This is a genomic window from Streptomyces sp. NPDC002092 (assembly GCF_053593775.1).
Map to the genome: position 1 here is coordinate 177,149 of NZ_JBSFDG010000011.1, position 22,323 is coordinate 199,471.

Consider the following 22,323-nt stretch of genomic DNA (forward strand, 5'->3'; position numbering starts at 1 on the left):
GACATCTAAGCGGGGACTGATCCCCACTTATGCCCGGGAGCCGCCCATGCGCACGCAGCACCCCACCGTCCGACTCGCCGACCTCACCGACGACTTCACCGCCGATCCCTACTCCGCCTTCACCGCGCTGCGTTCCCGCGGGCCTGTCCACCACGTGCGTTTCCCCACCGGGGAGGAGTCGTGGCTGGTGGTCGGGCACGAGGAAGTGCGCAGGGCGTTCGCCGACCCCAGGCTGCGCAATGACGTGCGGCACTCTGCCGACTTCGAGGACGACGGGCTGTACGCCGTGGGCCGCAACATGCTCCAGGTGGATCCGCCCGATCACAGCCGCCTGCGGACGCTGGTGGCCCGCGAGTTCACCGCCCGCCGCGTCCAGGCGCTGCGGCCCCGCGTTCAGGAGGCGGCCGGCGCTCTCCTGGACGCCGTGGTCGCCGACGGCCGTGCCGACCTTGTGGCTGCGTACGCCTACCCCTTGCCGCTCACCATCATCTGCGAGCTGCTCGGCGTGCCGGACATGGACCGGGCCGCCTTCCGGGCGTGGTCCACGAAGGTCGTCGCCCTCGACGATGCGGAGCAGTCCGCCCGCGCCTCGCAGGAGATGGCCGTGTACCTCGCGGGGCTTGCGGAGGAGAAACGGCGGTTGCGCGACGCAGCGGAGAGCGATCTGCTGCACGCCCTGGTCCGCACCCACGACGGGGACGGCGCCGACCGGCTCACCCCGGAGGAACTGCTCGGCATGGCCTTCCTGCTGCTCGTCGCAGGGCACGAGACCACCGTCAATCTCATCGCCAACGCCGTCCAGCTGCTGCTCGGCCATCCCGGGCAGCTCGCCGCCCTCCGCGCCGACCCCGAGTTGCTGAAGGGTGCTGTGGAGGAGACGCTCCGCTTCGAGTCGCCCGCACCGGCGGGCACCTACCGTTACACCGCCGAAGCGATCACCCTCGGCGGCGCCCGGATACCGGCGGGCGCGCGTGTCGTGCTCTCCATCGCCGCCGCCAACCGCGACCCCGCGCGCTTCCCCGCCCCCGAACGGTTCGACATCCGCCGCGATCCGGCCGAGACCCGCGCCCACCTCGCCTTCGGGCACGGCCTGCACCACTGCCTGGGCGCCCCGTTGGCCCGCCTGGAGGCGACCCTGGCCCTGCGTATCCTGCTGGACCGCTTCCCCTGCCTGGCCTTCGACGGTGACGGCACACCGCGGTGGCGCACCAGTCTCATGCGGAGCCTGCGAGAGCTGCCGGTGCGCTGGTAGAGGTGGGCCCTGCCGCCGAGCACGAACGCCGAGCCCAGCTGCAAAGGGGGCAATGGTCCCTGTTCGCACAATCGTCGGTAGCATCCGTACCGGGGAGCACTCTCCGGTACGGGGACGAGACGGTGAAGAGGGAGACGCGATGGGCGGCCACTCGCCGACTGGGCGCCGCGACGCGTTGCGCAACCGGGTGCTGCTGACGCGGACGGCCCGCGAGGTCTTCGCCGAGCAGGGGCTGGACGCTCCGCTTGACGTCATCGCTCGGCGCGCGGGCGTGGGCAACGCGACCCTCTACCGCCACTTTCCGACCCGCGCCGCGCTCGTGGACGAGGTCTTCCGGGACGCTCTCACCGAGACCATGGCTGCCGGCGCGCGAGCACGCGCCGCCGTGGACGCATGGACAGGTCTGACGCAGTACCTGCACACCGTGTTCGCAACGCTTGCCGCAGACCGTGGCACCAACGACCTCATGACCACGAGCCTGGAAGGCGTGACCTCTTTGGAGGCCGTCCACGCCCACAACCGTGACACCATCGCAGACCTGCTCCGCCGCGGCCAGGCGCAGGGCACCGTCCGCCCGAACCTCACCACCGAGGACGTCCTTTTCGTCCTCGCGGCGCTCGGCCGGGTCGTGCCTGCGCTGAGCACCGTCGCCCCCGACGCCTGGACCCGCCCGCTTGCCTTGCTTCTCGACAGTTTCCGCGCCCACCCAGGCACGTCCACCCTGCCCGTGCCGCCCCTGACCTCCGCCCAACTCGGCAGCGTGCTCCTCGAACTCGGCCCACACCGGCGGCGTTGAAAGAGGGATGAGCTACGAAACCAGCCGTAGCAGGGCAACGATGACCCATCTGACATGCCGGCGCGGCGCAGACTCTGCGTACTGCGTCTGCTTCTACCCGGGGGGGATCATGCGCCACATCATCAGAGCATCCGCGCTCGCAGCGGCCTGCTCCTTGAGCCTGACTGCCTGTTCCGACGGGGATGACAGGAGCGATCCGCAGCCGAGTCCGCGTACCGCGCTCAATTTCGGGCAGAGCGCCGACACAGCCGGAGTCGGTGGGAGGGGCACCGCGCGGATCACCCCGGATGCCGTCGTCTACGTCGACAAGGCCGGCGCTGAGAGCCCGAAGCATGGTCTGTTCGCTGTCGTCAGGTTCGAAGCCAGGAATCAGGGCAAGACCCCGGTGACGACCACAGCCGGCAAGGACGGCTTCCGGTGGAAGACACCCGGCGGGAAGACCGTCAAGGCAGGCAACAGCAAAGCGGCGGGAAAGGTCGCTCCCGTTGGGTTCAGTGAGGGTGCTCCAGATGTCTCCCCCAACACCTACCAGGCCGACTCTGTCGCGTTCGACATCACCGCCGCCGAGAAGGGTGGCACCCTCGTCTACGTTGACGGCAACGGCGTCGCATTCCACTGGAAGATCCCGTTGACGGATTCAGGGTCCGTTGCTTCAGCGCTGAAGTCCGCTTTGAAGTGACCGCGAGTACGTCGCCCATGACATGAGCCCCGCGGCCATCGGCTCCCCACCTCGGCGATCCCTCGGTGAGGTCGGCGGTGGTGGGTGGCCCTGAATCAGCCCTTGACGCCGACGCCCCCGTACAGCGACACGGGTCCCTCGCCGTCCGGTGTCTCGTCCACGCCGAGCTCGGGGTGCCAGTCCACCACGGACACGATCCCCGGCTCGACGAGGTCGAGTCCCTTGAAGAAGCCGCCCATCTCGGTGTGCGTGCGGGCCACCAGGGTCACTCCGCCCGCCGCGTAGGCCTCGATGCCCCGCCGTACGTTCTCCGGCTCGAAGTCGGCCGTCATCGCGGACAGGACCAGGCAGCTGCCCGGGGCGACGGCGTCGACGAGGGTGGCCACCAGGTCGTAGGCGCCGTCCTCGTCGGCGATGAAGTGCAGCAGGGCGATCAGGGACAGGGCGATCGGGCGGTCGAAGTCGAGGATGCGGCCGGCCTGTTCGAGGATGGCGGCCGGGTCGCGGGCGTCGGCCTGGAGGTACTCGGTGACGCCTTCCGGGGTGCCGCGCAGCAGGGCGCTCGCGTGGGCGAGGACGATCGGGTCGTTGTCGACGTAGACGACGCGCGCATCCGGTGCGACGCGCTGGGCGATCTGATGGAGGTTGGGCTCGGTGGGTATGCCCGTGCCGATGTCGAGGAACTGGCGGATTCCCGACTGCTCGACGAGTCTGCGCGTGGCCCGCTGCATGAAGCGGCGGTTGGCGCGGGCGGCCCGCGGCGCGTCCCCCTGGATCGAGGCGATCTGCCGGCCCAGCTCCTCGTCGACGGGGTAGTTGTCCTTGCCGCCGAGGAACCAGTCGTAGACGCGGGCCGGGTGCGGCCTGGTCGTGTCGATCCGCTGTGCGGCCGGCTCGGTCCCCGTCACGTGACGCTCCTCTGCTCGACAGGCCCGGAAGGCGTGCGTGCGAGCAGTGTTACACGATCATGCCGCGCGGCGGAGACTGTCTTCGGCCACCTCCTTGTCGAGCGCCGCCCGCACCAACGCGGCGGCGAGCACGGCCGGTTGGGTGTTCTCGGCGAGCTTCACCAGCCGGTCCGGGTCCTTCGGCAGGCCCAGCCGCTCCGCACCGTCGAGCGCCTTGCGGTCCAGGTACGGGGCCACTTCCGGCCACACCCGCTGGGCCTCGCGCAGGAAGATGTCGGCGCCGGCCGGACCGAGGCCGGGGACCTCCTGGAGCAGACGGTGCAGTTCGTCGACGTCGCCGTCCGCCTCCTTCCGCAGCCGACGCAGATCCCCGCCCCACCGCTCGATCAACAGCTGGGCGCCGTCACCGAGTTGAGTGGCGGTGCGCTCGTCGTAGCGTCGGTAACCGCCCCGGCCCAGCGCGTCCACCCGCTGCTGCCAGTCGGCCTCGGCCATCCGGCGCGGGTCGCGCAGCCCCGCCCGGTACAGCTCGCGGGCGGAGTCGACCGCGATGGACCCGCGGATGCGGGCACTGAGCAGCAGCGCAAGGACCAGCAGCCGGTACAGCGGCTGCGGGGTGTCCTTGAGCGTGATGCCCGCCTCCTCGGCGAACGTCTGCCCATGTGCGCGCACCAGTTCGCGGACGACGTCCTTCTGGCCGCTCATGGCTTCAGCGGGTCATGGCCGATCGTCATCAGCCGGTGCCGGCGGTCGGTGTCCTCGGCCTCCGGCTCGTTCTCCGGGTCCGACTCCTCCGTCACCGTGTCCACGACCTCGTACATCACACGGATGTCGTCGTCCGTGAGGTCCGTGCGCCGCTTCTGCAGGATCGCGAGGACGTGCTGCCCGGTGGGCGAGCCCGCCTGCTCGGGCAGCGGCTCCGTGTTCTCGTCGGCGTCGCTCACCCGCAACCAGGCGGCGAGCTCCTGGGAGGTCATGTTCACCGCGCGGTGGAAGTCGTCCCACAGCGCGTCGAGTTCGAGGGCGTCGGTCATCGAGTGCCCCTTCCGTACGTGCATGCCTTATCTTCGTGCATGGTCCGGCCGTCGACGGGTCAGTCCTCGCGCGGCCAGTTCTCCGCGTCGAACATCCACCGCTGCTTCTCGAGCTCCGCGGTGAGGGAGATCAGCAGGTCCTGGGTGACGGGATCCGGCTCGGCGGTCGCGGCGATGCGCTCGCGCAGCCGTCCGATCGCCGCCTCCAGCGCGTCCGCGATCAGCTGGACGACGTCCGTGTCGCGCACCCAGCCGTCCTTCGGACCCGGCAGCGTGTAGGCCGCCGCGATCGTCTCGGGCCGGCCGTCGGGCGGCAGGCCGAGCGCCGAGGAGCGCTCAGCGACCGTGTCGGCGTACGTACGGGCCGTGGCCACCACCTCGTCCAGCTGAAGGTGGATCGAGCGGAACCGCGGGCCCACGATGTTCCAGTGCACCTGCTTTGCGATCAGTGAGAGCCCGAGAAGATCCACGAGGGTGCTCTGCAGCGCTTCACCGGCGATCTTGCGGGCCGGTTCGGGAAGTGTGCTCTTCACCGCAGTCATCAGGGAGCTTCTCCTTCCAGCCATTGCGGTCACTCCACGCGATCTCGGGTGCCCGTGGCGAAGTGCCGCAAACAGGGGGCGGGGCCACCCCGCGCCGTCTCAGCCCGTGAGCACACCGTCCAGGAACCGGGACAGATCCGCGAAGACCTCGGCCTTGTTGGTCTCGTTGAACACCTCGTGCCGGGCGCCGGGGTAGATCCGTTCGGTGAGGTTGCCTCCGCTGAGCTGCTCGACGCCGACGCGGCTCCCGGGGAGCGGGACCAGCCGGTCGTCGTCGCCGTGCAGCCACAGCAGCGGCAGCCGGCCGACGTCACCGCTCTTGGCGACCGTCTCCAGCGTCCGGGCGAACGCTTCGACGGTCGGCCGTTTCATCGGACCGTGCCAGACCAGCGGATCGGCCACGTACGCCGCCCCGACCGCCGCATCGCGGGACAGCGAGGCCGGACTGATCGGCGTGTCGGGGATCTCGTCGAGCGCGAGCAGCTGCCCCGGCAGCTCCCACGCGCCGATCACCGGGCCGGACAGCACGAGCGCCGCGAGCCCGTCGCCGTAGCGCTGGGCATAACGGGCCGAGATCAGCCCGCCCATGGAGTGCCCGATCACCACGACCGGCAGCCCCGGGTGCGCGGACCGTGCCAGCTCCGCCACGAGGTGGACGTCCCCGACCACGTCCTCGAAGTCCTCGACCAACACCCGCTCGCCGGCCGACCTGCCATGCCCCGCATGATCGGGCGCGAAGACCGCGGCTCCGTGCTCGACCAGCACGCCGGCCAGTTCCTCGTACCGGCCGGCGTGCTCCCCATAGCCGTGCACGACCAGCGCCACGTACCGGGGCCGCTCCCGGGGCCACTCGCGTACGGCGATCGAGCCGTGGCTCCCCGTGAGGACGTGCTCGCGGGCGTCGGCCATGTCTCCTCCAGCTGCGTCGGTGAAGGTCCTGGTTCTTGGGGGCCCGGTGGCCGGGTGACCTTCCGGGATCTTCCCAGGCGGCGCGGCAGCGGTCTACACTCCAAAACTAGCAGCGCTAATTAAGTGTGCCGTCGGTCAGGAGTCCTGTCGTGCGCCCCGTCCACTTCGCGGCCGCCCGCCGCACCCCCATCGGAAAGCTGCGCGGAGCCCTGTCCTCCGTGCGCCCCGACGACCTCGCGGCGCACGTGATCCGCTCCCTCGTGACCGACGTCCCCGCCCTCGACCCGGCGCGCATCGACGACGTCTACTGGGGCGCCGCCAACCAGGCGGGCGAGGACAACCGCAATGTCGCCCGCATGGCCGCCCTGCTGGCCGGCCTCCCCGAATCCGTCCCCGGCGCCACCGTCAACCGGCTGTGCGCCTCGGGCCTGGAAGCGGTGACGACGGCCGCTCGCACCATCGCCGCCGGAGAGGCCGACATCGTCCTAGCGGGCGGCTCCGAGTCGATGAGCCGCGCCCCCTTCGTCCTGCCCCGCCCCGACGAGGCCCTGCCGCACCGCATCGAGACCGTCGACACCCGCCTCGGCTGGCGCCTGGTCAACCGGGCGATGAAGGACCTCCACGGCGTGCTGTCCATGGGCGAGACCGCGGAGGAGGTCGCCGACCGTTACGGCATCACCCGCGAACGCCAGGACGAGTTCGCCCTGCGCAGCCACCAACGCGCCGCGGACGCCCGCAAGAACGGGCACTTCGACGACGAACTCCTCCCGGTGGAACGCCCCGACGGCGTGCTCGTCGACGCCGACGAATGCATCCGTGAGGACACGTCGTACGAGAAGCTCTCCCGCCTCAAGCCCGTCTTCCGCGCCGAAGGGACGGTCACCGCGGGCAACGCCTCCCCGATGAACGACGGCGCCGCCGGCCTCCTCCTGGTCAGCGAGGAAGCCCTCAACGACCTGGGCCTGGAATCCCTGGGCCGCTACGTCGCCGGCGCCTCGGCCGGAGTCCACCCCGACGTGATGGGCATCGGCCCGGTGCCCGCCACCCGCAAGGCCCTGGCCCGCGCCGACTGGACCATCGCCGACATCCAGGAGGCCGAATTCAACGAGGCGTTCGCCGCCCAGGCCCTCGCCTGTGTCGACCAGCTCGGCATCGACCCCGACCTGGTCAACCCGAGCGGCGGCGCGATCGCCCTGGGCCATCCACTGGGCTGCTCCGGGGCGCGGATCCTCACGACGCTGCTGCACCGGATGCGGCGGACGGGGGCGGAGCGGGGCTTGGCGACGATGTGTGTGGGGGTGGGGCAGGGGAGTGCGGTGCTGGTGGAGCGGCATTGAGCCGCCTGCCATATGTGCTGAGGGGCGCGCCGTGTTTGTCTGCGCCGTGCTTGTCTGCGGGGTCGTCGTGGCTGGTCGCGCCCACGCGGCGGAGCCGCATATCGACACAGCCCCGCGCCCCTTCGGGGCGCTGCCTGGCCGCCGGGCGATGCACTTCAGCCCGTCCGGCGTTTGAGGACGAGGCCGTTCAGGCCGAAGCGGGGCTCTGGGGGCGGCAGCCCCCAGCAGCGGCCGCACCACCGCCGGGGCCAACCAGCGAGACGGTACTTACACGCCCAGTTGCCTGCGCATAGCATCGGTCCCCGCATGAACACGATGACGCTCTGGCACATAACCGGCTGGGAGTTCGCCGCCCTCGCCTGCGCAGCCCTCCTCGTCGGCTTCTCCAAGACCGCCGTGAGCGGCGCCAACACGGTGAGCCTCGCCATCTTCGCGGCGGTCCTGCCCGCCCGCGCCTCCACCGGCGTACTCCTGCCGATCCTGATCGTCGGCGACGTCCTCGCCGTCCTCACCTACCGGCGGCACGCCCACTGGCCCACGCTGTGGCGGCTGTTCCCGGCGGTCGCGGCAGGCGTGGTCGTCGGCACCCTCTTCCTGATGTGGGCCGACGACGGCATCGTACGGACGTCGATCGGCGCGATCCTGCTGCTGATGGCGGCCGTGACGGTGTGGCGGCGGCGCACGGCGGAGGCCGAGGAGGAACCGGACTCGGTGGCCACGAGGTCCGGCCGGGTCAAGGCCCGCTCGTACGGCGTGCTCGGCGGCTTCACCACGATGGTCGCCAACGCGGGCGGCCCGGTGATGTCGATGTACCTGCTGTCAGCGGGCTTCCGCAAGCTCGGCTTCCTCGGCACCTCGGCATTCTTCTTCCTGATCGTGAACGTGTCGAAGTTGCCCTTCAGTGCCGGCCTCGGCCTGATCGACGGCCGCTCACTGTTCCTTGACGCCGCACTGGCGGTGTTCGTCGTACCCGGCGCGTTGTTCGGCAAATGGGCTGTGAACCGAATCAACCAGCGCCTCTTCGAACAACTAGTGATCGCCGCGACGATCGTGGGCGGCCTGCAGCTGCTGCTCCGCTGACCCGAGCTACTCCTTGGCCGAACCCCGCAACAGCCCCGGCAGATCCGCGAACGACTCGATGACGTGATCGGGCGTACCGCTCGCATCCCGATGCGTCTCCGGCAGATACTTCCCGGTCTTCACCAGCACCCCGGTGATCCCGGCCCGCTGCGCCGCCAGCACATCGGACTCGATGTCGTCCCCGACCATCAGCGCCTCACCCGCCCCCACCCCGAGCCGCGCGAGCCCCGCCTCGAAGAACGCCGCCGACGGCTTCCCTGTCACCTCGGCCTCCGTCCGGGAGGCTTGTTCCAGCCCGACGAGAAACGCCCCGGAGTCGAGCTGCAGCCCGGCCTCGGTACGCCAGTACAGATTCCGGTGTACGGCCACCAGCCGCGCACCGCGCTGCAGATACCCGAAGGCCCGGTTGAGGGCGCCGTAGTCGAACTCCGGCCCGGCACCCCCGACGATCACGACATCCGGCACGCTCCCCACATCCTCAGGGTCGACATCCGCAGGGTCGAGCAGCGCGACCCCGTCGAGATCCTCCCGGATGTCCCCGCTGTTCAGCAGCACACACCGCGCCCCCGGACACTGCTCGGCGAGATACCCGGCGGTGGCCACGGGCGCAGTCAGAATGTCCTCCGCCTCCACAGCGAACCCCGCCTCCCGCAAGGTCCCGGCGATCGACGCCCGGGTCCGCGACGTCGTATTGGTGACCAGCGCGACCCCGAACCCGGCCTCCCGGATCTCCCGCAACGCCTCGACCGCCCCCGGCAACGGCTCCCACGAGACGGTGAGCACCCCGTCGATGTCGATGAGAACGGCACGCACGGACTCACGCCCAGACCCACTCACGGACTCACCTACTGACTCCATGCCTGGAAGATAACCGCGCACCGCCCGCCGCCCCGGGAATGCGATGGCCGAAGACGTTGTTGGACCGGCTGTGATTGACATGCTCGGATCATGAATCCGTGGCGTGGGCGAAGGGAGAACCTCATGGCACGCAGCACCGCGCGCCCCGTCGTCAAGCTGAAGTCGACGGCCGGAACCGGAGTCACCTACGTGACCCGCAAGAACCGCCTCAACGACCCCGACCGACTCGTCCTGCGTAAGTACGACCAGGTGGCCGGCGCGCACGTCGAGTTCCGCGAGGAGCGCTGAAGCAGCCCGCGACGACCAGGCCGCGGCCTTGAGGGACCACCCTCCGGCCGCGGTCCCGGAAAGGAAAACCCCATGAAGCCCCGCATCCATCCCGACTCCCGCCATGTGGTCTTCCGTGACCGCACCGCGGACGTCACCTTCCTGACCCGCTCCACCGCCGACTCCTCGAAGACGATCGAGTGGGAGGACGGCAACACCTACCCCGTGATCGACGTCGAGATCTCCTCGGCGTCCCACCCCTTCTACACGGGCAGGTCGCGGGTCCTGGACACGGCCGGCCGGGTGGAGCGCTTCGAGCGCCGCTACGGCCGCCCCACGGCGACCCGTCACTGACGCGGTCCCGCGCGCTACCCGAGGAGAGCAGAACCATGAAGGTCCGCAAGTCCCTGCGCTCGCTGAAGTCCAAGCCCGGCGCCCAGGTGGTCCGCCGACGGGGCGTGGTCTACGTGATCAACAAGCAGGACCCCCGCTTCAAGGCCCGCCAGGGCTGAGCGCATGAACAAGACGGCCGCCCGGTACCCCACCGGGCGGCCGTCCCGCATCCCCCCCCGCAACCGCGCCCATCGCCGACCTCGTACGCTCGCACCCATGTCCCCCCACGTCCTGATCCTCGGCGGCACCACCGAGGCCCGCGAACTGGCCGCCGCCCTAGCGGCACATCCCGGCGTCCGCGTCACGACCTCACTCGCGGGGCGGGTGTCCCGGCCGGGCGCGCTGGCAGGGGACGTGCGCGTCGGAGGCTTCGGCGGGGCGGAGGGCCTGGCCGACTGGCTGCGCGAGCAGCGCGTGGACGCCCTCGTGGACGCCACGCACCCCTTCGCCGAGGCCATCACGGCGAACGCGGCACAGGCCGCGTCGGCGACCGGCGTCCCGGCGGTCGTCCTGTGCCGGCCGGGCTGGCAGCCCGGCCCTGAGGACCGCTGGCACCTGGTCCCGTCCCTGGCCGCGGCGGCGGACCTGCTGCCGCGCTTCGGCCCCCGCGTCTTCCTGACCACGGGACGCATGGGCCTGGCCGCCTTCGCCCACCTGACGGACCGTCATTTCGTCGTACGGTCCGTGGAGGCCCCCGAGCCGCCGATGCCGCCGCACACGGAAGTGCTGCTGGCCCGCGGGCCGTTCACGGTGGACGACGAGACGGCGCTGCTGCGCGAGTACCTGGTCGACGTCCTGGTGACGAAGGACAGCGGGGGAGAGGCGACGGCCGCCAAGCTCACGGCCGCCCGCGGACTTGGGCTGCCGGTCGTGGTGGTACGCAGGCCGCCGTTGCCGGAGGGCGTGACCGCCGTCCCCGACGTGCCGCAGGCCCTCGCCCGGCTGGGTCTCAGCCAGATGTGACCGAGGCCCGCAGCCGGTCGATCGCGCGCAGCACCTCGGTGCGGTTCTTGGCGCTCTTGATCCAGGCGGGCAGCCTCGCGACCAGCGTCATCTTCCGCCCGGTGTGGTACCAGGGCGCCCGCTCCCGCAGATCGGCGGCGACGAACCGCCTGATCAGGTCGAGGTGTTCGAGGTTGTACGCCCACAGCTCACCGTGCCTGGTCTCCGCCCGCAGCCACAGGGCCGGCCTGCAACAGCCCTGCCCGGGCCGCCGCGCCGTACAGTGCGGTCCGGTGTCGATGCGGGACAGGCCGCAGGAGCGGCAGACCAGACGCCGTTCCGGATACGTCCGGCCCCGAGCGTCCGCCGCCCGGCCCGGGCGCCGCTCGAAGTGGGCGACGCGCTCGCAGCGCGGGCAGCGCACCAGGGCGGACCCGGCGAAGTCGTACGCCGTGCGGCGGGTGTCGTGGAAGCGGACGGGTGCGGGGGACATGGGGCGAGTATGGCGACCGTCCGCCCCGCGGAGCACCCCGTTTTCAGGCAGCGGGGGTGACCGTCTCCCGTGACGGCGCCGTGCGGTGACGCGACCCCTCGCCCATGTCGGCGGAGCCCTTGCGGTAGCCGTCGCGCAGCCCGACCTGCTTGAGGAACAGCGAGACCAGGAAGCCGACGGCCGCGACCGGCACGGTCCACAGGAACACGGTCTGGATGGGGTCGGCGTGGGCCTGGATGATCGGGGCTGCGGTGGCCGCCAGTGGCCTGTGCAGGCCCTCCGGACTGGTCGCGGCCTTGGTGAGGGCGGCCGGACCGACGGCGCAGGCCTTCGCCCTACTGCTCCCCGGGATGCCTGCGCAGCAGATACGTGTCCATGATCCATCCCTTGCGCTCCCGGGCCTCGGCCCGCAGCCGCTCGATCCGCGGTGCGGCCTCACCGATCGGCCCGGAGGCCAGGATCTCGTCCGGAGTGCCGATGTACGCGCCCCAGTAGATGTCGATGTCCTCGTCGGCATACTGCCGGAAGGTCTGGTGGGCGTCCAGCATCACGACCACGTCGTCCACGCCTTCCGGGAAGCCCTCGGCGAGCCGCCGTCCGGTGGTGATCTGAACGGGCCGGGCCACCCGGTTCAGCCCGGTGCGATGCCGGGCGACGAGCGCGGAGACGCTGCTGATGCCCGGCACGACGTCGTAGTCGAACTCGACGGCACCCCGCTCCCGTACCTCCTCCAGAATCCCGATCGTGCTGTCGTACAGCGCCGGATCGCCCCACACCAGGAACGCGCCGCTCTCGTCCGCGCCCAGTTCCTCGGCGATCAGCCGCTCATAGATGTCGGCACGGGCACTGCGCCAGTCCCCGACGGCGGGGGAGTAGGCCGTGCCGCCCGCCTTCCGGTCCCGCTCCGGGTCCCGCGCCTCGACCACCCGGTACGACGCCCCGTCCGGTATGTGTGCGTCGAGCATGTCCCGGCGGAGGCGGGTGAGGTCGTCCTTCACCTCGCCCTTGTCGAGAATGAAGAACACGTCCGTGCTCCGCAGCGCCCTGACCGCCTGCAGGGTGAGCTGGTCGGGGTCGCCCGCGCCGATACCGATGACATGAATCTTTCGCACACCCCGAGTCTGCCGCACCCCACTGACAGTCCGTACACCGCATCCGTACCGAGCGGGTACGGAAGCCGCAGGCCCTACTGGTCCTTCGAGGTTCGCCCACGCAACCGCGGCGCCCGCGCCCCGGCGTCGACGGCCCCGCCACCACTCTCCACGTCGTCCGCCAGCGCACGCCCCCAGCCGACCACGCGCACAAGATCCATCCCGTACGGCCGCTGCCGCCCCGATTCCGCCGCCCACTGCTCGACGGCCCCGGCACCCCGCCGCAGCAGCCGTGCGCCACCGGTGACATTCCCCCGGGCTGCATGCGTGAGCCCCACGGCGAGCTGCGCCAGCCCCCGCCACAGCTCCCGCTCCTCCTCCGGCCCCGACTTCCAGGCATCCTCGAACACCTCATGCGCATGGAAGGGCTTGCCGGCGTCCAGCAGTTCCTGCGCCTCTACGACGCTCTGCTCCGGGGTGCGCACCACGCCCTCGGGCTGCCGGGCCACCCCGTCCGCGTCGTACGGCAGCGGCCGCCCGAGCCCGTCCCGCGGCCGGGCATTGCGCGCCCGCCCCTCACCGTCCCGGTCCCGCGCCGCGGCCACCCGGCCCGACGACGCGCCGCTCCTGCGTTCCGTACTGCCCATGGGCCCGATTGTCCCGCGCCCCCGGCCCGCTTCGGTACCGCCCCGCACGTGGGGTAAAGTGCTGTCCGCGCGATCACGCGGTTCACCGCGGGAAGCGCACCGGGACGTGGCGCAGCTTGGTAGCGCACTTGACTGGGGGTCAAGGGGTCGCAGGTTCAAATCCTGTCGTCCCGACGGTGTGAAGGGTCTTCGCAGGCGAGAGCCTGTGAAGACCCTTTTTTCCGTGTCCGACCCGGCCGGTGACCGGTCTGGGAGGGGGGCTGCCCGTCTCCTCAGTCGCGCTCGCGTTCCTCGGTCCTGAAGGGGCGGAAACCTCGACGGTGATAGTTGGGCAGAGCGTGGGGATGGTCCAGCGTCGAAGTGTGCAGCCAGACCCTGTTCGCCGAGGGATCCAACTCCCACGCCTGCCGAACCCCGAGCGTCAACGCGAATCCTCCCAGGCCCTTGCCGACGAACTTCGGCAACAGCCCGAAGGTCTCGATCTCCGTCTCGCCGTCCGGATGAAGATCGCAGGTGACCAGGCCTGCGGGTGCTCCCTCGAAGGACAGCAACCAGAACGTCCTGTCCGGTGCCTCGGCGAACCAGACGAGCCATTCCTCGCTGCTGCGGCTCGCGCTCTTCCAGCCATAGGGAGCGCCGATCTCGGCCTGGATGTCGACGACCAGTGGTGAGTGCCGGTCCAGGGGCCCCAGGACCAGGCCGGGTACCGGAGCGGCTGGGTTGAGCTGGTCAGGGGCAGTCATTTCGAGATACGTCACTATCTCCTTCACGCCGCGAAGGGTACGTGATTCCCGTCGGCCAACTGCTCGACTCGGCAGGGCGATCAGAGCACTCCGGCCTATGCCGCCGCGGGGATTCCCAGGTCGCCCTCCACGTACTGGGCGCGCCCGAAGCCGAAGGACCAGTCGGACGGGGTGTTCTCGACGTACCCGATGAAGACGTCCTCCCCGGCCACCCCCAGCTTGGACAGCGAGTCGGCGATGGCGGCGTAGAGCTGCTGCTTGACGGCGGTCGAACGACCGGCCTGCGTGAAGATCTGGATGAGCACGGTGTCGTCGCTCCGCTCGAAGCCCAGGCCGGCGTCGAGCGCGATGATCCGGCTCGCCTCGTGCTCGGTGATGATCTGGAAGCGGTCGCGCTCGGGGACGGCCAGCACCTCGACGACGGCCGCGTGGACGGCGTCGGCGACAGCGCGGACCTGGGTCTCGTTGCGGCCCTTGACGAGGTCGATGCGGACCAGGGGCATGGCAGAACTCCTTGTTCGGGTGAGGGGAGCTGGGCTGTGCCTCCAGCGTGCCGAGCGGGGATTCATAGGTCAAAGACCTAGCTCTTCCCCCAGTTATAAGAATTCCGAATACACTGAGGTCATGGAGGTGCGCACGCTGCAGTACTTCCTCGCGGTCGCCGAGGAAAAATCGTTCACCAGGGCCGCGGCCCGCTGTCATGTCGCCCAGCCCGCCATCAGTCAGCAGATTCGTTCCCTGGAGCGTGAGCTGGGCGAGGCGCTGTTCGAGCGGGACTCCCGTACGGTCCGGCTGACCGCTGCCGGCGAGGCGCTGGTGCCGCATGCCCGGACGGTGACGGGGGCGGTTGCCGCCGCGAAGGCCGAGTTCGCCGCGCGCTCCGGACTGCTCACCGGGACCCTTTCCATCGGAGCGGCCGACGGCGTGGAGAGCAGCAGTCTCCCGGCCCTGCTGGGCACCTTCCACCGGCTGTATCCCGGGGTCGGCGTACGCCTCGTCGAGGGGGCGAGCGCCAGCCTGGTGCCCCAGGTGCGGCAGGGCTCCCTCGACGCGGTGTTCGTCGCCGTCCCGCTGGAGGGGCTCGACCCGGGGTTCGGGCACCGGGTCCTCGTCCGGGACGAGATCGTGGCCCTGGTCGCCTCCGACCAGCCGCAGGCGCGAGCGGCGACGCTGTCCCTGGACGAGGTGTCCGCCGCCCCGCTGATCACCTACGGCTCGGACAGCGGTCTGTACCCCCGTCTGCGTACGGCCTTCGAGGAGGCCGAGGTGCCCTTCCGGCCCGCCTACGCCACCAACCATGTCGCGCTGCAACTGGAACTCGTCGCCGCCGGTGTCGGCATCGCCCTCGCGGCAGGCGCGGCCCGGGGACTCACCGGCGATCCTCGGATCACCGTGGTGCCGGTGACCCCCCGTATCCCCTACGCCAAGGCGTTGCTCTGGCGCTCCGGCCCGCACTCGTCGGCTCCGCTGCGTGCCTTGCTGGATCTCCCGTGACCGGCTGCGGCGAACTCAAGCACCGCGCGCAGGAACGGGAACTCTTCCGCCCGAGAGCGCCGGAACGGCCGGCTGGATCACGACCCCAAGGACCCGGCGCCGTACGGATCGGGGCATAAGGCTGGAAAACGGCGAAACTCGTCCCTTGGCGTCGAGCACCGAGGGACGTCGGGCACGGAGGGACGCGGTGGACCTGGAGACGGTCGCGGGCGAGCTGTACGCGCTGAAGCCGGAGGACTTCACCGCGGCCCGCGATGCCCGTGCGTCCGAGGCCCGCAAGGCCGGTGACCGCACCCTTGCCGGGGAGATCAGCAAGCTGCGCCGTCCCAGCCTCTCGGCCTGGGCGAGCAACCTCCTCGTACGGGATCAGCCGGAGGAGACCGACGCGCTGCTGCGCCTCGGCGAAGGCCTGCGCCAGGCACACCGCGACCTGGACGGAGCGCAGCTGCGGGAACTCAGCCGTCAGCAGCACGCCCTGATCAACGCGCTCTCCCGGCAGGCACGCCGGCTGACCTCCCAGGCCGGGCACCCGGTCGGCGAGGGCGTCCAGCGCGAGGTCGAGACCATCCTGCATGCCGTGCTCGCCAACCCGGATGCCGCCCGGGAGTGGGCCGGTGGACGCCTGGTCAAAGCCTTCGACCAGGTCGCCGGCTTTCCGGCGGCCGCCGAGGGAGCGCGCCCGCGTCCTCGCGAGCCTGGACCGGCCCGGCCCGCGAGAGACCGCAGCCGGGCGGGGGAAGAGCAGCGCCGTCGGCTCGAGCAGGCCCGGCAGCAGGCCGAGGAGGCCGAACGCGACCTCGCCGCCCGCCAGGAGGAGGCCGCGGCCGCCGACCGGCAGGCGCAGGACACGCAGGCCCGCACCGACGAACTCGAAAACCGTCTGGCCGAGCTGGCCGGCGAGATCAAGCGGCTGGAGAGCGAACACCGTCAGGCCGAGTCGGCCGCGCGGAAGGCACGCGAGCAGGCCCGCGCCGCCGACCGGCAGGTGCGGGAGGGCCGCCGCCGCGCCGAATCCGCTGCCGCCCAGGTCGAGCGTCTGAGCGGGCCGGAGCGGGGGAGCACCCAGGACAAGAAGCGAAAGGTGCGGTGAGAGGTGCTGGAGCGACCCGTCTGGGTCGGAGTGGTGACGCTGAGGCTGGTCACCGTTCCGGTGGCCCTGTCAACGGCGATCGAGGACCGCACGGTCCACTTCCACCAGCTGCAGCGCGGCACCTCCGACCGGATCCGCAACAAGCGCGTCAACGAGCGCACCGGCAAGGAGGTCGACACGGGCGGCATCGTCAAGGGCTGCACCTGGTCGACGCCGAGCGGCGCGGCGAGGAGGTCGTCGGCGAGGACGAGCCGTCGGACGCCACCAACGTCCTCGACCTCATGGACGCCCTGCGGAAGAGCGTCGAAGGAGCCCGCGCCAAGAACTCCCGCCGCGGCGGGGCGCGCGGAGAAGTCCATCAGCTGACCGCGCGCCGACGGGGCAGGCAGCAGGACGACGACCTGGCCTCCCTGTCCAGGACCGAGCTCTACCTGCGCGCTTCCGATGCCGCCAACGCCGGCCGATCGGCGCGGGGAACCGACGCCTACTTCTGCTGGGCGAGCCAGTCGGCGAACCGGGTCTCGGCGATGTGCGCGTCCGGCCCCGGAAGCAGCGTGTTCTCCGTCAACTCCGCACCCCAGTACGTCGCCTGAGCGTCCGTGACGACCGTGCGAGGGTCGTCGTGGGCGGCGAGGGCCATGCGGATGAACTCCTCGAGCTGGAACGCCTGGGGGCCGCCGACCTCCACCACACCGCCCGCGGGGGCGCCGACGGCGGTGCGGGAAACGGCCGCGGCCACATCGTCGGAGACCATGGGCTGGATCCTTGCGTCGGGCACCCGCACGGTGTCGCCCTCGGTCATCCCGTCGGCGAGCCCCTTCCCGAACTCGAAGAACTGGGTGGCGTGAACGATGGAACAGGGGATGCCCGATGCCTTGATCAGCTCTTCCTGGACCCGCTTGGCGCGGAAGTACCCACTGCCCTGGAGGCGGTCGGTGCCGACCACGGACAGCGCCACGTGGTGCCCGACGCCGGCCTCGGTCTCCGCCTTCAACAGGTTCGTCGTGGAGGTACGGAAGAACTCCATGACCGCCTCGTCCTCGAACGAGGGCGAGTTGGAGACGTCGACCACGACCGACGCGCCCTGCAGGACATCGGCCAGCCCCTCGCCCGTCAGCGTGTTGACGCCGGTGCTGGGCGCGGCCGCGACCGCCTCGTGCCCGTGCTCGCCGAGCCTGGCGACCACCTTCGAGCCGATCAGCCCGGTCCCACCGATCACTACGACCTTCATGACGGAATTCCTCTCGGGTTTCCCTGATCTCTGTACGAGGCGCCTGTACGAGACGCCTCCACCAGAGGAGACAGGGCAGAGCCTGCTTTTGTGACAGCTGCTCATTCGGCGAGTTTTCCTGCGGTCGAGATCTCTTCCAGCAGGGCGGGAATCTCGTCGGGACGGCCGGAATGTTCACCCGGAGAGCGTGCCGCCGCCGTCCAGGGATGCCACGTACGGTGCCAGTTTCTGTGGGTTCATGACCCACATGATGCGTTCGACGCCGCGCTCCGAGACCTCCAGGGCGAGCAGCGCAACGGCCACCCCGTCGGCCTCGATGAGCACGGCCGGGCCGCCGTTGGCCTCGACCCAGCGGATGCCCTTCTCGGGCCAGAACCGCGGGGCGAAGGCGGCGAGGTACTTGGAGACGTGCAGCCGGCCGACGACCGGGATCCTGGACGCCCCGCGGAGGCCTCCGCCGTCGGAGTAGCTGACCACGTCCTCGGTGAGCACGTTCTCCAGCACGGACAGATCGCCGGTCTGCGCGGCGGCGAGGAAGACCCCCATCAGCCGTCGGTGCGCGGCGGCGCTGACCGGCCGCCGGCGGTCCGACGAGAGCCGCTTGCGGGCACGGCTGACCAGCTGGCGTGTGTTGGCCTCGCTCGTCTCCAGCATCTCCGCGATGTCCTGGTACGGATAGTCGAAGGCCTCCCGCAGCACATAGGCGGCCCGCTCCACCGGATTCAGCTTCTCCAGAAGGAAGAGCACCGCCAGGTCGAGCGCCTCGGCCCGCTCCGCGCCCAGATGCGGATCCGCGCCGGTGTCGACCGGCTCCGGGAGCCAGGGGCCGGTGTACGACTCGCGCCGCACCCGGGCGGACTGGGCGAGGTTGATCGCCAGACGGGCGGTGACCGTGGTCAGGAACGCCCTCGGCTCGCGGACGGCGGCGCGGTCGGTGTGCTGCCACCGCAGCCACGCCTCCTGCAGTACGTCCTCCGCCTCCACGGTGCTGCCGAGCACGCGGTAGGCGATGCCGAAGAGCTGGGGCCGCGCCGCCATGAACACCTTGGTCGCCTCGTCGAGGGAGTCCATGTCGTCCCCGGTGGCCATGCGGCTCCCTTCGGTCCCTCAAAGCATGTCATGGCCCTTCGGGGCCCGTGGTGGCACAGGTCCACGCCGAGCCCGGTCGCCTATCGTCCGGACATGGACTCCGCTGCCTCACCCCGCGTCCTCGTCATCGGGCTTGATCCCTACCGGGTGCCCGGGCCGTGGAATCCCGAGCCGGTGGCCAAGGCCATCGAGGCGGGACTGGCCAGGTTCGCCGAACACGCGGTGGGCGTGGAGACCTGCCTCATCGGCCTCGACGGAAGTGACGACGTAGAGGCCGTCGTCGGGGCTCCGCTGCGAGCCCACCCGTGGGAGTGCGTCACCGTCGGCGGTGGCCTGCGGCACTCGGACGATCAGGTTGAACTCCTGGAGCAGGTGATCAACCTGATTCGGCGGCACGCCCCCGATGCGGCCATCGCGTTCAACAGCAGCCCCGCCACCACCTACGAGGCCGCTGCCCGCTGGCTCGCGTGACGCGCTTGGTTCGGGCGCGCACGCCGTCTCGGTCTCAGGAGCCGCCGTCTTCCGGCTCACCCAGGGTGATCGCCCCCGAGGGGCAGACGCCGGCGGCCATCCGTGCGGCCGCGCGGTGGGCGGTCGTCGGCTCGGGGTGCAGCAGGAGCACGCGGCCGTCCTCGGGGTCCTGGTCGAAGACCTCGGGGGCGGTGAGGGCGCACATCCCGGCCCCGATGCAGCGCTCACGGTCGATGCGCAGGTGCGTCGTCGCCATGGCTACTCCTTGTCCCAGGTGACCGGAAGGCTCTTCACCCCGTAGATGTCCGCGGTCTCCGGGCGCAGGGCGACTTCTTCGGCCGGTACGGCCAGGCGCAGGGTGGGGAAGCGTTCGACCAGCGCTCGGAACGCGACCCGCATCTCGACACGGGCCAACTGCTGGCCCAGGCACTGGTGAATGCCGTGGCTGAAGGCCAGATGCCCGCCGACGTCCTGCCTTTGCAGATCGAGCACGTGTGGGTCGGCGAAGCGCTCGGGGTCACGGTTGGCGGTGTTGTACGACAGGACGACCGTCGTCCCCGCCTCGATGGTCTGGCCACCCAGCTCGACGTCCTCGAGGGCCGTCCTCATGAACGTCTTGGCGACGCTCAGATAACGCAGCAACTCCTCCACGGCCCGGTCCGTGAGTGCCGGGTCGGCGCGCAGCGCGGCCAGTTGCGCCGGGTTCTGCAGCAGCGCGAAGGTGCCGAGGGACAGCATGTTCGCGGTGGTGTCGAATCCGGCGGCCAGCAGGATCAAGCTGATCCCCCGCAGCTCCTCGTCGTTCAGGTCGCTGTCGGTGAGTTCGCTGAGCACGTCGTCGGTGGGGTTCGCCCGCTTGGCGGCCACCAGTTCGGCGAGGTACTCCTGGGTCGCGGTGTAGGCCGCTATCAGCTCCTCTTCGCTGGTCTCGCCCCCCATGAACGTGTCGATCTGCTTCTGGAAGGAAGCCCGGTCCTGGTACGGCACCCCCAGCAGCTCACAGATGACGATGGTGGGGATGGGCTTGGCGAACGCGGTCACCAGATCCGTCGGGGGTCCCGCCTTCTCCATGGCGTCCAGGCAGTCGGCGGTGATCTGCTCGATGCGCTCGGTGAGCAGCCGCATCCGCCGTACCGTGAACTTCCCCACCAGCGGCTTGCGATAGCGCCCGTGCTGCGGCTCGTCCATGAGGAGGAACTCGCCGGGCGGCGGCGGAGGAACCTCGAAGTCGCCCACGTTCAGAAGCTCCTTGCGCGAGCTGAACCGCGAGTCCGCCAGTACGGACCTGACCAGGTCGTATCCGGTGATCAGCCAGCCGGGTCTGCCGCCGACGTGGGTGAAGCGGCTGATGGGTCCGTGTCGGCGGGCGTCGAGTAACTCGGCCGGGGGGTCGAAGGGGCAGCCGGGCCGACGCGCCGTGGGCAGCGTCGTGACCGTGTGGAGAGATTCGCTCATGGCTATGCCTCAGCTCAAGATATGACGTGTTTGGCGTTCACCGAAAGCTACGTTGCATTCGGGTTTGCGTCAATCTCGATAGAGGCGAGTTCCCAGGTGAGAGGCGGTAAATTGATGCAATGACAGTGCTGTCGAATGCAACGTTGCGTTGCAATGAAGGGCGGCCTCAGCCCCGCCCGATCTGCAGCTCCGCCCACCGACTCGTCCCGCCCGAGTGCACGTGTACGCCGCACCGGGTCGCCAGCGCGGTGACGATGCCGAGACCCCGGCCGTGCTCGTCCGGGTCGACGGCGGAAGGGGGGAGCCCCGCCGATCCCACCGGCCCCATGTCGGTCACCTCGACGCGTACGCCTCCACACCTGTCCACCCCACTGCGCGAGAGGCTCAGCGTCGCCGGGGGCAGGGCGTGGACGATGGCGTTGGTGAGCAGTTCCGAGGCCACCAGCAGCACGTCTTCGGTCAGGTCCGCGGTCAGGTTCCAGTCGGTGAGAATCGTGCGGATGTGTCGGCGGACGGCCGAGACGGCCCCGGGCGCGTGCGGCAGCGGAAAGACGTGTTCGGCTTCCCCGCGGGGCGCGGCGTCGAGCTGCGCTGCTGGCATGTTTCCTCCTCGGGGAAGTGCGGGGGCGGCAGACCGGGCGTGGTCATGGCACGCTAAGGAGGGAAATTCCGCCAGTCAATGAACATCGGTCGGCATTACCGAACGGCAGTCCCAAACCGGGAAGAGTCGGACTACCATCGCTTCATGGCCGGCCCAGTCCAGTCCATAGAGCGAGCGGCGGCGATCCTGCGCCTGCTCGCCGGCGGATCCCGTCGAATGGGGCTGGGCGAGGTCGCGTCATCGCTGGGGCTGGCCAAGGGCACCGCCCACGGAATCCTGCGCACCCTGCAGCATGTGGACTTCGTGGAGCAGGACCCGGCTACCGGAAAGTACCAGCTCGGGGCGGCTCTGCTGCACCTGGGCACCAGCTATCTCGACGTCAACGAACTGCGCTCGCGCTCCATCAACTGGGCCGACGCCCTGGCCGCCCGCAGCGGCGAGGCCGTACGCCTGGGCACGCCCCTGGAGGGCAGGGTGCTCGTCATCCACCATGTCTTCCGGCCGGACGACACCCTCCAGACCCTGGACGTGGGCGCACTGCTGCCCTTGCACGCCTCCTCGCTCGGCAAGGTCCTGCTGGCGTTCGGTGCCACGCCCGTCGACGCCCTGCTGGAGGAGCCACCGGAGCCGTACACCCGGCACACCCTGGTCCACCCGGAGGAGATCAACCGTGCGCTGGCCGAGATACGGGATCTCGGCTGGGGCGCCGAGGTGCAGGAAATGAGCATGGGCGAAGCCGGAATCGCCGCGCCGATCCGGGGGCAGGGCGGTCTGGTGGTGGGCGCGATCGGGGTGTCCGGCGCCGTCGAGCGGATCTGCGACACCAAAGGCCGGCCTCAGCCGGCCCTGATCACCGTGCTGCGGGAGGCGGCACGTGCGATCTCCAGAGACCTGGGCGCGGCCCGCTGGTAGGCCCCCAGC

30 protein-coding genes, 1 tRNA gene and 1 pseudogene are annotated in these 22,323 nt (G+C 70.6%); 15 read left to right on the top strand and 17 right to left on the bottom strand.

Annotated elements, in window-relative coordinates:
• Nucleotides 1-46 precede the first annotated feature (46 nt).
• The 3 genes from ACWCRD_RS25805 (at nt 47) to ACWCRD_RS25815 (ending at nt 2,727) form a co-directional block, all read left to right on the top strand.
• Nucleotides 47-1,252, top strand: a complete 1,206-nt coding sequence (locus tag ACWCRD_RS25805) for a cytochrome P450 family protein (protein ID WP_450968134.1) — start codon at nt 47-49, stop codon at nt 1,250-1,252.
• 139 nt (nt 1,253-1,391) lie between these two features.
• Nucleotides 1,392-2,048, top strand: a complete 657-nt coding sequence (locus ACWCRD_RS25810; RefSeq protein ID WP_450968135.1) for a TetR/AcrR family transcriptional regulator — start codon at nt 1,392-1,394, stop codon at nt 2,046-2,048.
• 109 nt (nt 2,049-2,157) lie between these two features.
• On the top strand, nt 2,158-2,727 hold the full coding sequence (locus ACWCRD_RS25815) for a hypothetical protein (RefSeq protein WP_450968136.1): 570 nt from the start codon (nt 2,158-2,160) through the stop codon (nt 2,725-2,727).
• A gap of 95 nt (nt 2,728-2,822) precedes the next feature.
• On the opposite strand, the gene ACWCRD_RS25820 is transcribed toward ACWCRD_RS25815, so the two are convergent.
• From ACWCRD_RS25820 to ACWCRD_RS25840, 5 genes are all read right to left on the bottom strand, one after another.
• Entirely contained in the window at nt 2,823-3,635 is an 813-nt protein-coding gene (locus ACWCRD_RS25820; RefSeq protein WP_450968137.1) for an SAM-dependent methyltransferase, read from the bottom strand.
• Nucleotides 3,636-3,692: 57 nt separating this feature from the next.
• Entirely contained in the window at nt 3,693-4,340 is a 648-nt protein-coding gene (locus ACWCRD_RS25825) for an endonuclease (protein ID WP_450968138.1), read from the bottom strand.
• The gene (locus ACWCRD_RS25830; RefSeq protein WP_450968139.1) at nt 4,337-4,669 is read right to left on the bottom strand and encodes a DUF3140 domain-containing protein; all 333 of its coding nucleotides are present in this window, start codon (nt 4,667-4,669) and stop codon (nt 4,337-4,339) included. Before ACWCRD_RS25830 ends, ACWCRD_RS25825 begins: the two co-directional genes overlap by 4 nt.
• Nucleotides 4,670-4,728: 59 nt before the next feature.
• Complete coding sequence (locus ACWCRD_RS25835) at nt 4,729-5,211, bottom strand: Dps family protein (protein ID WP_450968140.1); 483 nt, start codon at nt 5,209-5,211, stop codon at nt 4,729-4,731.
• A 99-nt stretch (nt 5,212-5,310) separates the two neighbouring features.
• On the bottom strand, nt 5,311-6,120 hold the full coding sequence (locus ACWCRD_RS25840; protein ID WP_450968141.1) for an alpha/beta hydrolase: 810 nt from the start codon (nt 6,118-6,120) through the stop codon (nt 5,311-5,313).
• Between the two features lie 149 nt (nt 6,121-6,269).
• On the opposite strand from ACWCRD_RS25840, the gene ACWCRD_RS25845 reads away from it, so the two are divergent.
• Together ACWCRD_RS25845 and ACWCRD_RS25850 are read left to right on the top strand one after the other, a co-directional pair.
• Entirely contained in the window at nt 6,270-7,457 is a 1,188-nt protein-coding gene (locus ACWCRD_RS25845) for a thiolase family protein (protein WP_450968142.1), read from the top strand.
• 306 nt (nt 7,458-7,763) lie between these two features.
• On the top strand, nt 7,764-8,537 hold the full coding sequence (locus tag ACWCRD_RS25850) for a sulfite exporter TauE/SafE family protein (protein WP_450968143.1): 774 nt from the start codon (nt 7,764-7,766) through the stop codon (nt 8,535-8,537).
• A 6-nt stretch (nt 8,538-8,543) separates the two neighbouring features.
• Here the strand turns inward: ACWCRD_RS25850 and ACWCRD_RS25855 are convergent, their stop codons facing one another.
• Complete coding sequence (locus ACWCRD_RS25855) at nt 8,544-9,395, bottom strand: HAD-IIA family hydrolase (RefSeq protein ID WP_450968144.1); 852 nt, start codon at nt 9,393-9,395, stop codon at nt 8,544-8,546.
• 123 nt (nt 9,396-9,518) lie between these two features.
• Between ACWCRD_RS25855 and rpmG the strand changes: the two genes are divergently transcribed.
• The 4 genes from rpmG to ACWCRD_RS25875 all read left to right on the top strand — a co-directional run bounded on the left by rpmG (nt 9,519) and on the right by ACWCRD_RS25875 (nt 11,018).
• Complete coding sequence (gene rpmG / locus ACWCRD_RS25860; RefSeq protein WP_115910518.1) at nt 9,519-9,683, top strand: 50S ribosomal protein L33; 165 nt, start codon at nt 9,519-9,521, stop codon at nt 9,681-9,683.
• A gap of 72 nt (nt 9,684-9,755) precedes the next feature.
• Complete coding sequence (locus ACWCRD_RS25865) at nt 9,756-10,016, top strand: type B 50S ribosomal protein L31 (protein ID WP_450968145.1); 261 nt, start codon at nt 9,756-9,758, stop codon at nt 10,014-10,016.
• A gap of 35 nt (nt 10,017-10,051) precedes the next feature.
• Nucleotides 10,052-10,174 (top strand): type B 50S ribosomal protein L36, encoded by a 123-nt coding sequence (ykgO, locus tag ACWCRD_RS25870; protein ID WP_450968146.1) that lies wholly within the window; start codon nt 10,052-10,054, stop codon nt 10,172-10,174.
• 97 nt (nt 10,175-10,271) lie between these two features.
• Entirely contained in the window at nt 10,272-11,018 is a 747-nt protein-coding gene (locus ACWCRD_RS25875; protein ID WP_450968147.1) for a cobalt-precorrin-6A reductase, read from the top strand.
• On the opposite strand, the gene ACWCRD_RS25880 is transcribed toward ACWCRD_RS25875, so the two are convergent.
• The 4 genes and pseudogenes from ACWCRD_RS25880 to ACWCRD_RS25895 all read right to left on the bottom strand — a co-directional run bounded on the left by ACWCRD_RS25880 (nt 11,005) and on the right by ACWCRD_RS25895 (nt 13,228).
• Complete coding sequence (locus ACWCRD_RS25880) at nt 11,005-11,490, bottom strand: hypothetical protein (protein ID WP_450968148.1); 486 nt, start codon at nt 11,488-11,490, stop codon at nt 11,005-11,007. The two genes, ACWCRD_RS25875 and ACWCRD_RS25880, sit on opposite strands and share 14 nt — an antisense overlap.
• 74 nt (nt 11,491-11,564) lie before the next feature.
• Nucleotides 11,565-11,800, bottom strand: a pseudogene (locus ACWCRD_RS25885) (MFS transporter); the annotation flags it as partial.
• Between the two features lie 25 nt (nt 11,801-11,825).
• Nucleotides 11,826-12,602, bottom strand: coding sequence for a precorrin-6A synthase (deacetylating) (cobF, locus tag ACWCRD_RS25890; protein ID WP_450968149.1), 777 nt, complete (start codon nt 12,600-12,602; stop codon nt 11,826-11,828).
• Nucleotides 12,603-12,676: 74 nt separating this feature from the next.
• A complete protein-coding gene (locus ACWCRD_RS25895) occupies nt 12,677-13,228 on the bottom strand; it encodes a DUF309 domain-containing protein (protein WP_450968150.1) in 552 nt (183 codons plus the stop codon).
• A 100-nt stretch (nt 13,229-13,328) separates the two neighbouring features.
• Between ACWCRD_RS25895 and ACWCRD_RS25900 the strand changes: the two genes are divergently transcribed.
• A tRNA-Pro gene (locus ACWCRD_RS25900) sits at nt 13,329-13,402 on the top strand.
• Between the two features lie 98 nt (nt 13,403-13,500).
• On the opposite strand, the gene ACWCRD_RS25905 is transcribed toward ACWCRD_RS25900, so the two are convergent.
• Both ACWCRD_RS25905 and ACWCRD_RS25910 read right to left on the bottom strand, forming a co-directional pair.
• Nucleotides 13,501-13,998 carry a GNAT family N-acetyltransferase gene (locus ACWCRD_RS25905; RefSeq protein ID WP_450968151.1) on the bottom strand — a complete coding sequence of 166 codons (498 nt, stop codon included), beginning with the start codon at nt 13,996-13,998 and terminating at the stop codon, nt 13,501-13,503.
• A gap of 68 nt (nt 13,999-14,066) precedes the next feature.
• A complete protein-coding gene (locus ACWCRD_RS25910) occupies nt 14,067-14,474 on the bottom strand; it encodes a tautomerase family protein (protein ID WP_450968152.1) in 408 nt (135 codons plus the stop codon).
• A 121-nt stretch (nt 14,475-14,595) separates the two neighbouring features.
• Here ACWCRD_RS25910 and ACWCRD_RS25915 point away from each other — a divergent pair, with 121 nt between their 5' ends.
• The 3 genes from ACWCRD_RS25915 (at nt 14,596) to ACWCRD_RS25925 (ending at nt 16,921) form a co-directional block, all read left to right on the top strand.
• Nucleotides 14,596-15,465: a LysR family transcriptional regulator gene (locus ACWCRD_RS25915; RefSeq protein ID WP_450968153.1), complete on the top strand. Its 870-nt coding sequence runs from the start codon at nt 14,596-14,598 to the stop codon at nt 15,463-15,465.
• Nucleotides 15,466-15,610: 145 nt separating this feature from the next.
• A complete protein-coding gene (locus ACWCRD_RS25920; RefSeq protein ID WP_450968154.1) occupies nt 15,611-16,555 on the top strand; it encodes a hypothetical protein in 945 nt (314 codons plus the stop codon).
• Between the two features lie 3 nt (nt 16,556-16,558).
• Nucleotides 16,559-16,921 carry a Ku protein gene (locus ACWCRD_RS25925; RefSeq protein ID WP_450968155.1) on the top strand — a complete coding sequence of 121 codons (363 nt, stop codon included), beginning with the start codon at nt 16,559-16,561 and terminating at the stop codon, nt 16,919-16,921.
• A gap of 118 nt (nt 16,922-17,039) precedes the next feature.
• On the opposite strand, the gene ACWCRD_RS25930 is transcribed toward ACWCRD_RS25925, so the two are convergent.
• Both ACWCRD_RS25930 and ACWCRD_RS25935 read right to left on the bottom strand, forming a co-directional pair.
• Nucleotides 17,040-17,786, bottom strand: a complete 747-nt coding sequence (locus tag ACWCRD_RS25930) for an SDR family oxidoreductase (RefSeq protein ID WP_450968156.1) — start codon at nt 17,784-17,786, stop codon at nt 17,040-17,042.
• A 174-nt stretch (nt 17,787-17,960) separates the two neighbouring features.
• Complete coding sequence (locus ACWCRD_RS25935) at nt 17,961-18,875, bottom strand: RNA polymerase sigma-70 factor (RefSeq protein WP_450968157.1); 915 nt, start codon at nt 18,873-18,875, stop codon at nt 17,961-17,963.
• Between the two features lie 93 nt (nt 18,876-18,968).
• On the opposite strand from ACWCRD_RS25935, the gene ACWCRD_RS25940 reads away from it, so the two are divergent.
• Nucleotides 18,969-19,346, top strand: a complete 378-nt coding sequence (locus tag ACWCRD_RS25940; RefSeq protein WP_450968158.1) for a hypothetical protein — start codon at nt 18,969-18,971, stop codon at nt 19,344-19,346.
• 34 nt (nt 19,347-19,380) lie between these two features.
• Here the strand turns inward: ACWCRD_RS25940 and ACWCRD_RS25945 are convergent, their stop codons facing one another.
• From ACWCRD_RS25945 to ACWCRD_RS25955, 3 genes are all read right to left on the bottom strand, one after another.
• Nucleotides 19,381-19,602 (bottom strand): ferredoxin, encoded by a 222-nt coding sequence (locus ACWCRD_RS25945; RefSeq protein WP_450968159.1) that lies wholly within the window; start codon nt 19,600-19,602, stop codon nt 19,381-19,383.
• Between the two features lie 2 nt (nt 19,603-19,604).
• Nucleotides 19,605-20,801: a cytochrome P450 gene (locus ACWCRD_RS25950; protein ID WP_450968160.1), complete on the bottom strand. Its 1,197-nt coding sequence runs from the start codon at nt 20,799-20,801 to the stop codon at nt 19,605-19,607.
• A 166-nt stretch (nt 20,802-20,967) separates the two neighbouring features.
• On the bottom strand, nt 20,968-21,402 hold the full coding sequence (locus tag ACWCRD_RS25955) for an ATP-binding protein (RefSeq protein WP_450968161.1): 435 nt from the start codon (nt 21,400-21,402) through the stop codon (nt 20,968-20,970).
• Nucleotides 21,403-21,546: 144 nt separating this feature from the next.
• On the opposite strand from ACWCRD_RS25955, the gene ACWCRD_RS25960 reads away from it, so the two are divergent.
• A complete protein-coding gene (locus ACWCRD_RS25960) occupies nt 21,547-22,314 on the top strand; it encodes an IclR family transcriptional regulator (protein ID WP_450968162.1) in 768 nt (255 codons plus the stop codon).
• Nucleotides 22,315-22,323 lie beyond the last annotated feature (9 nt).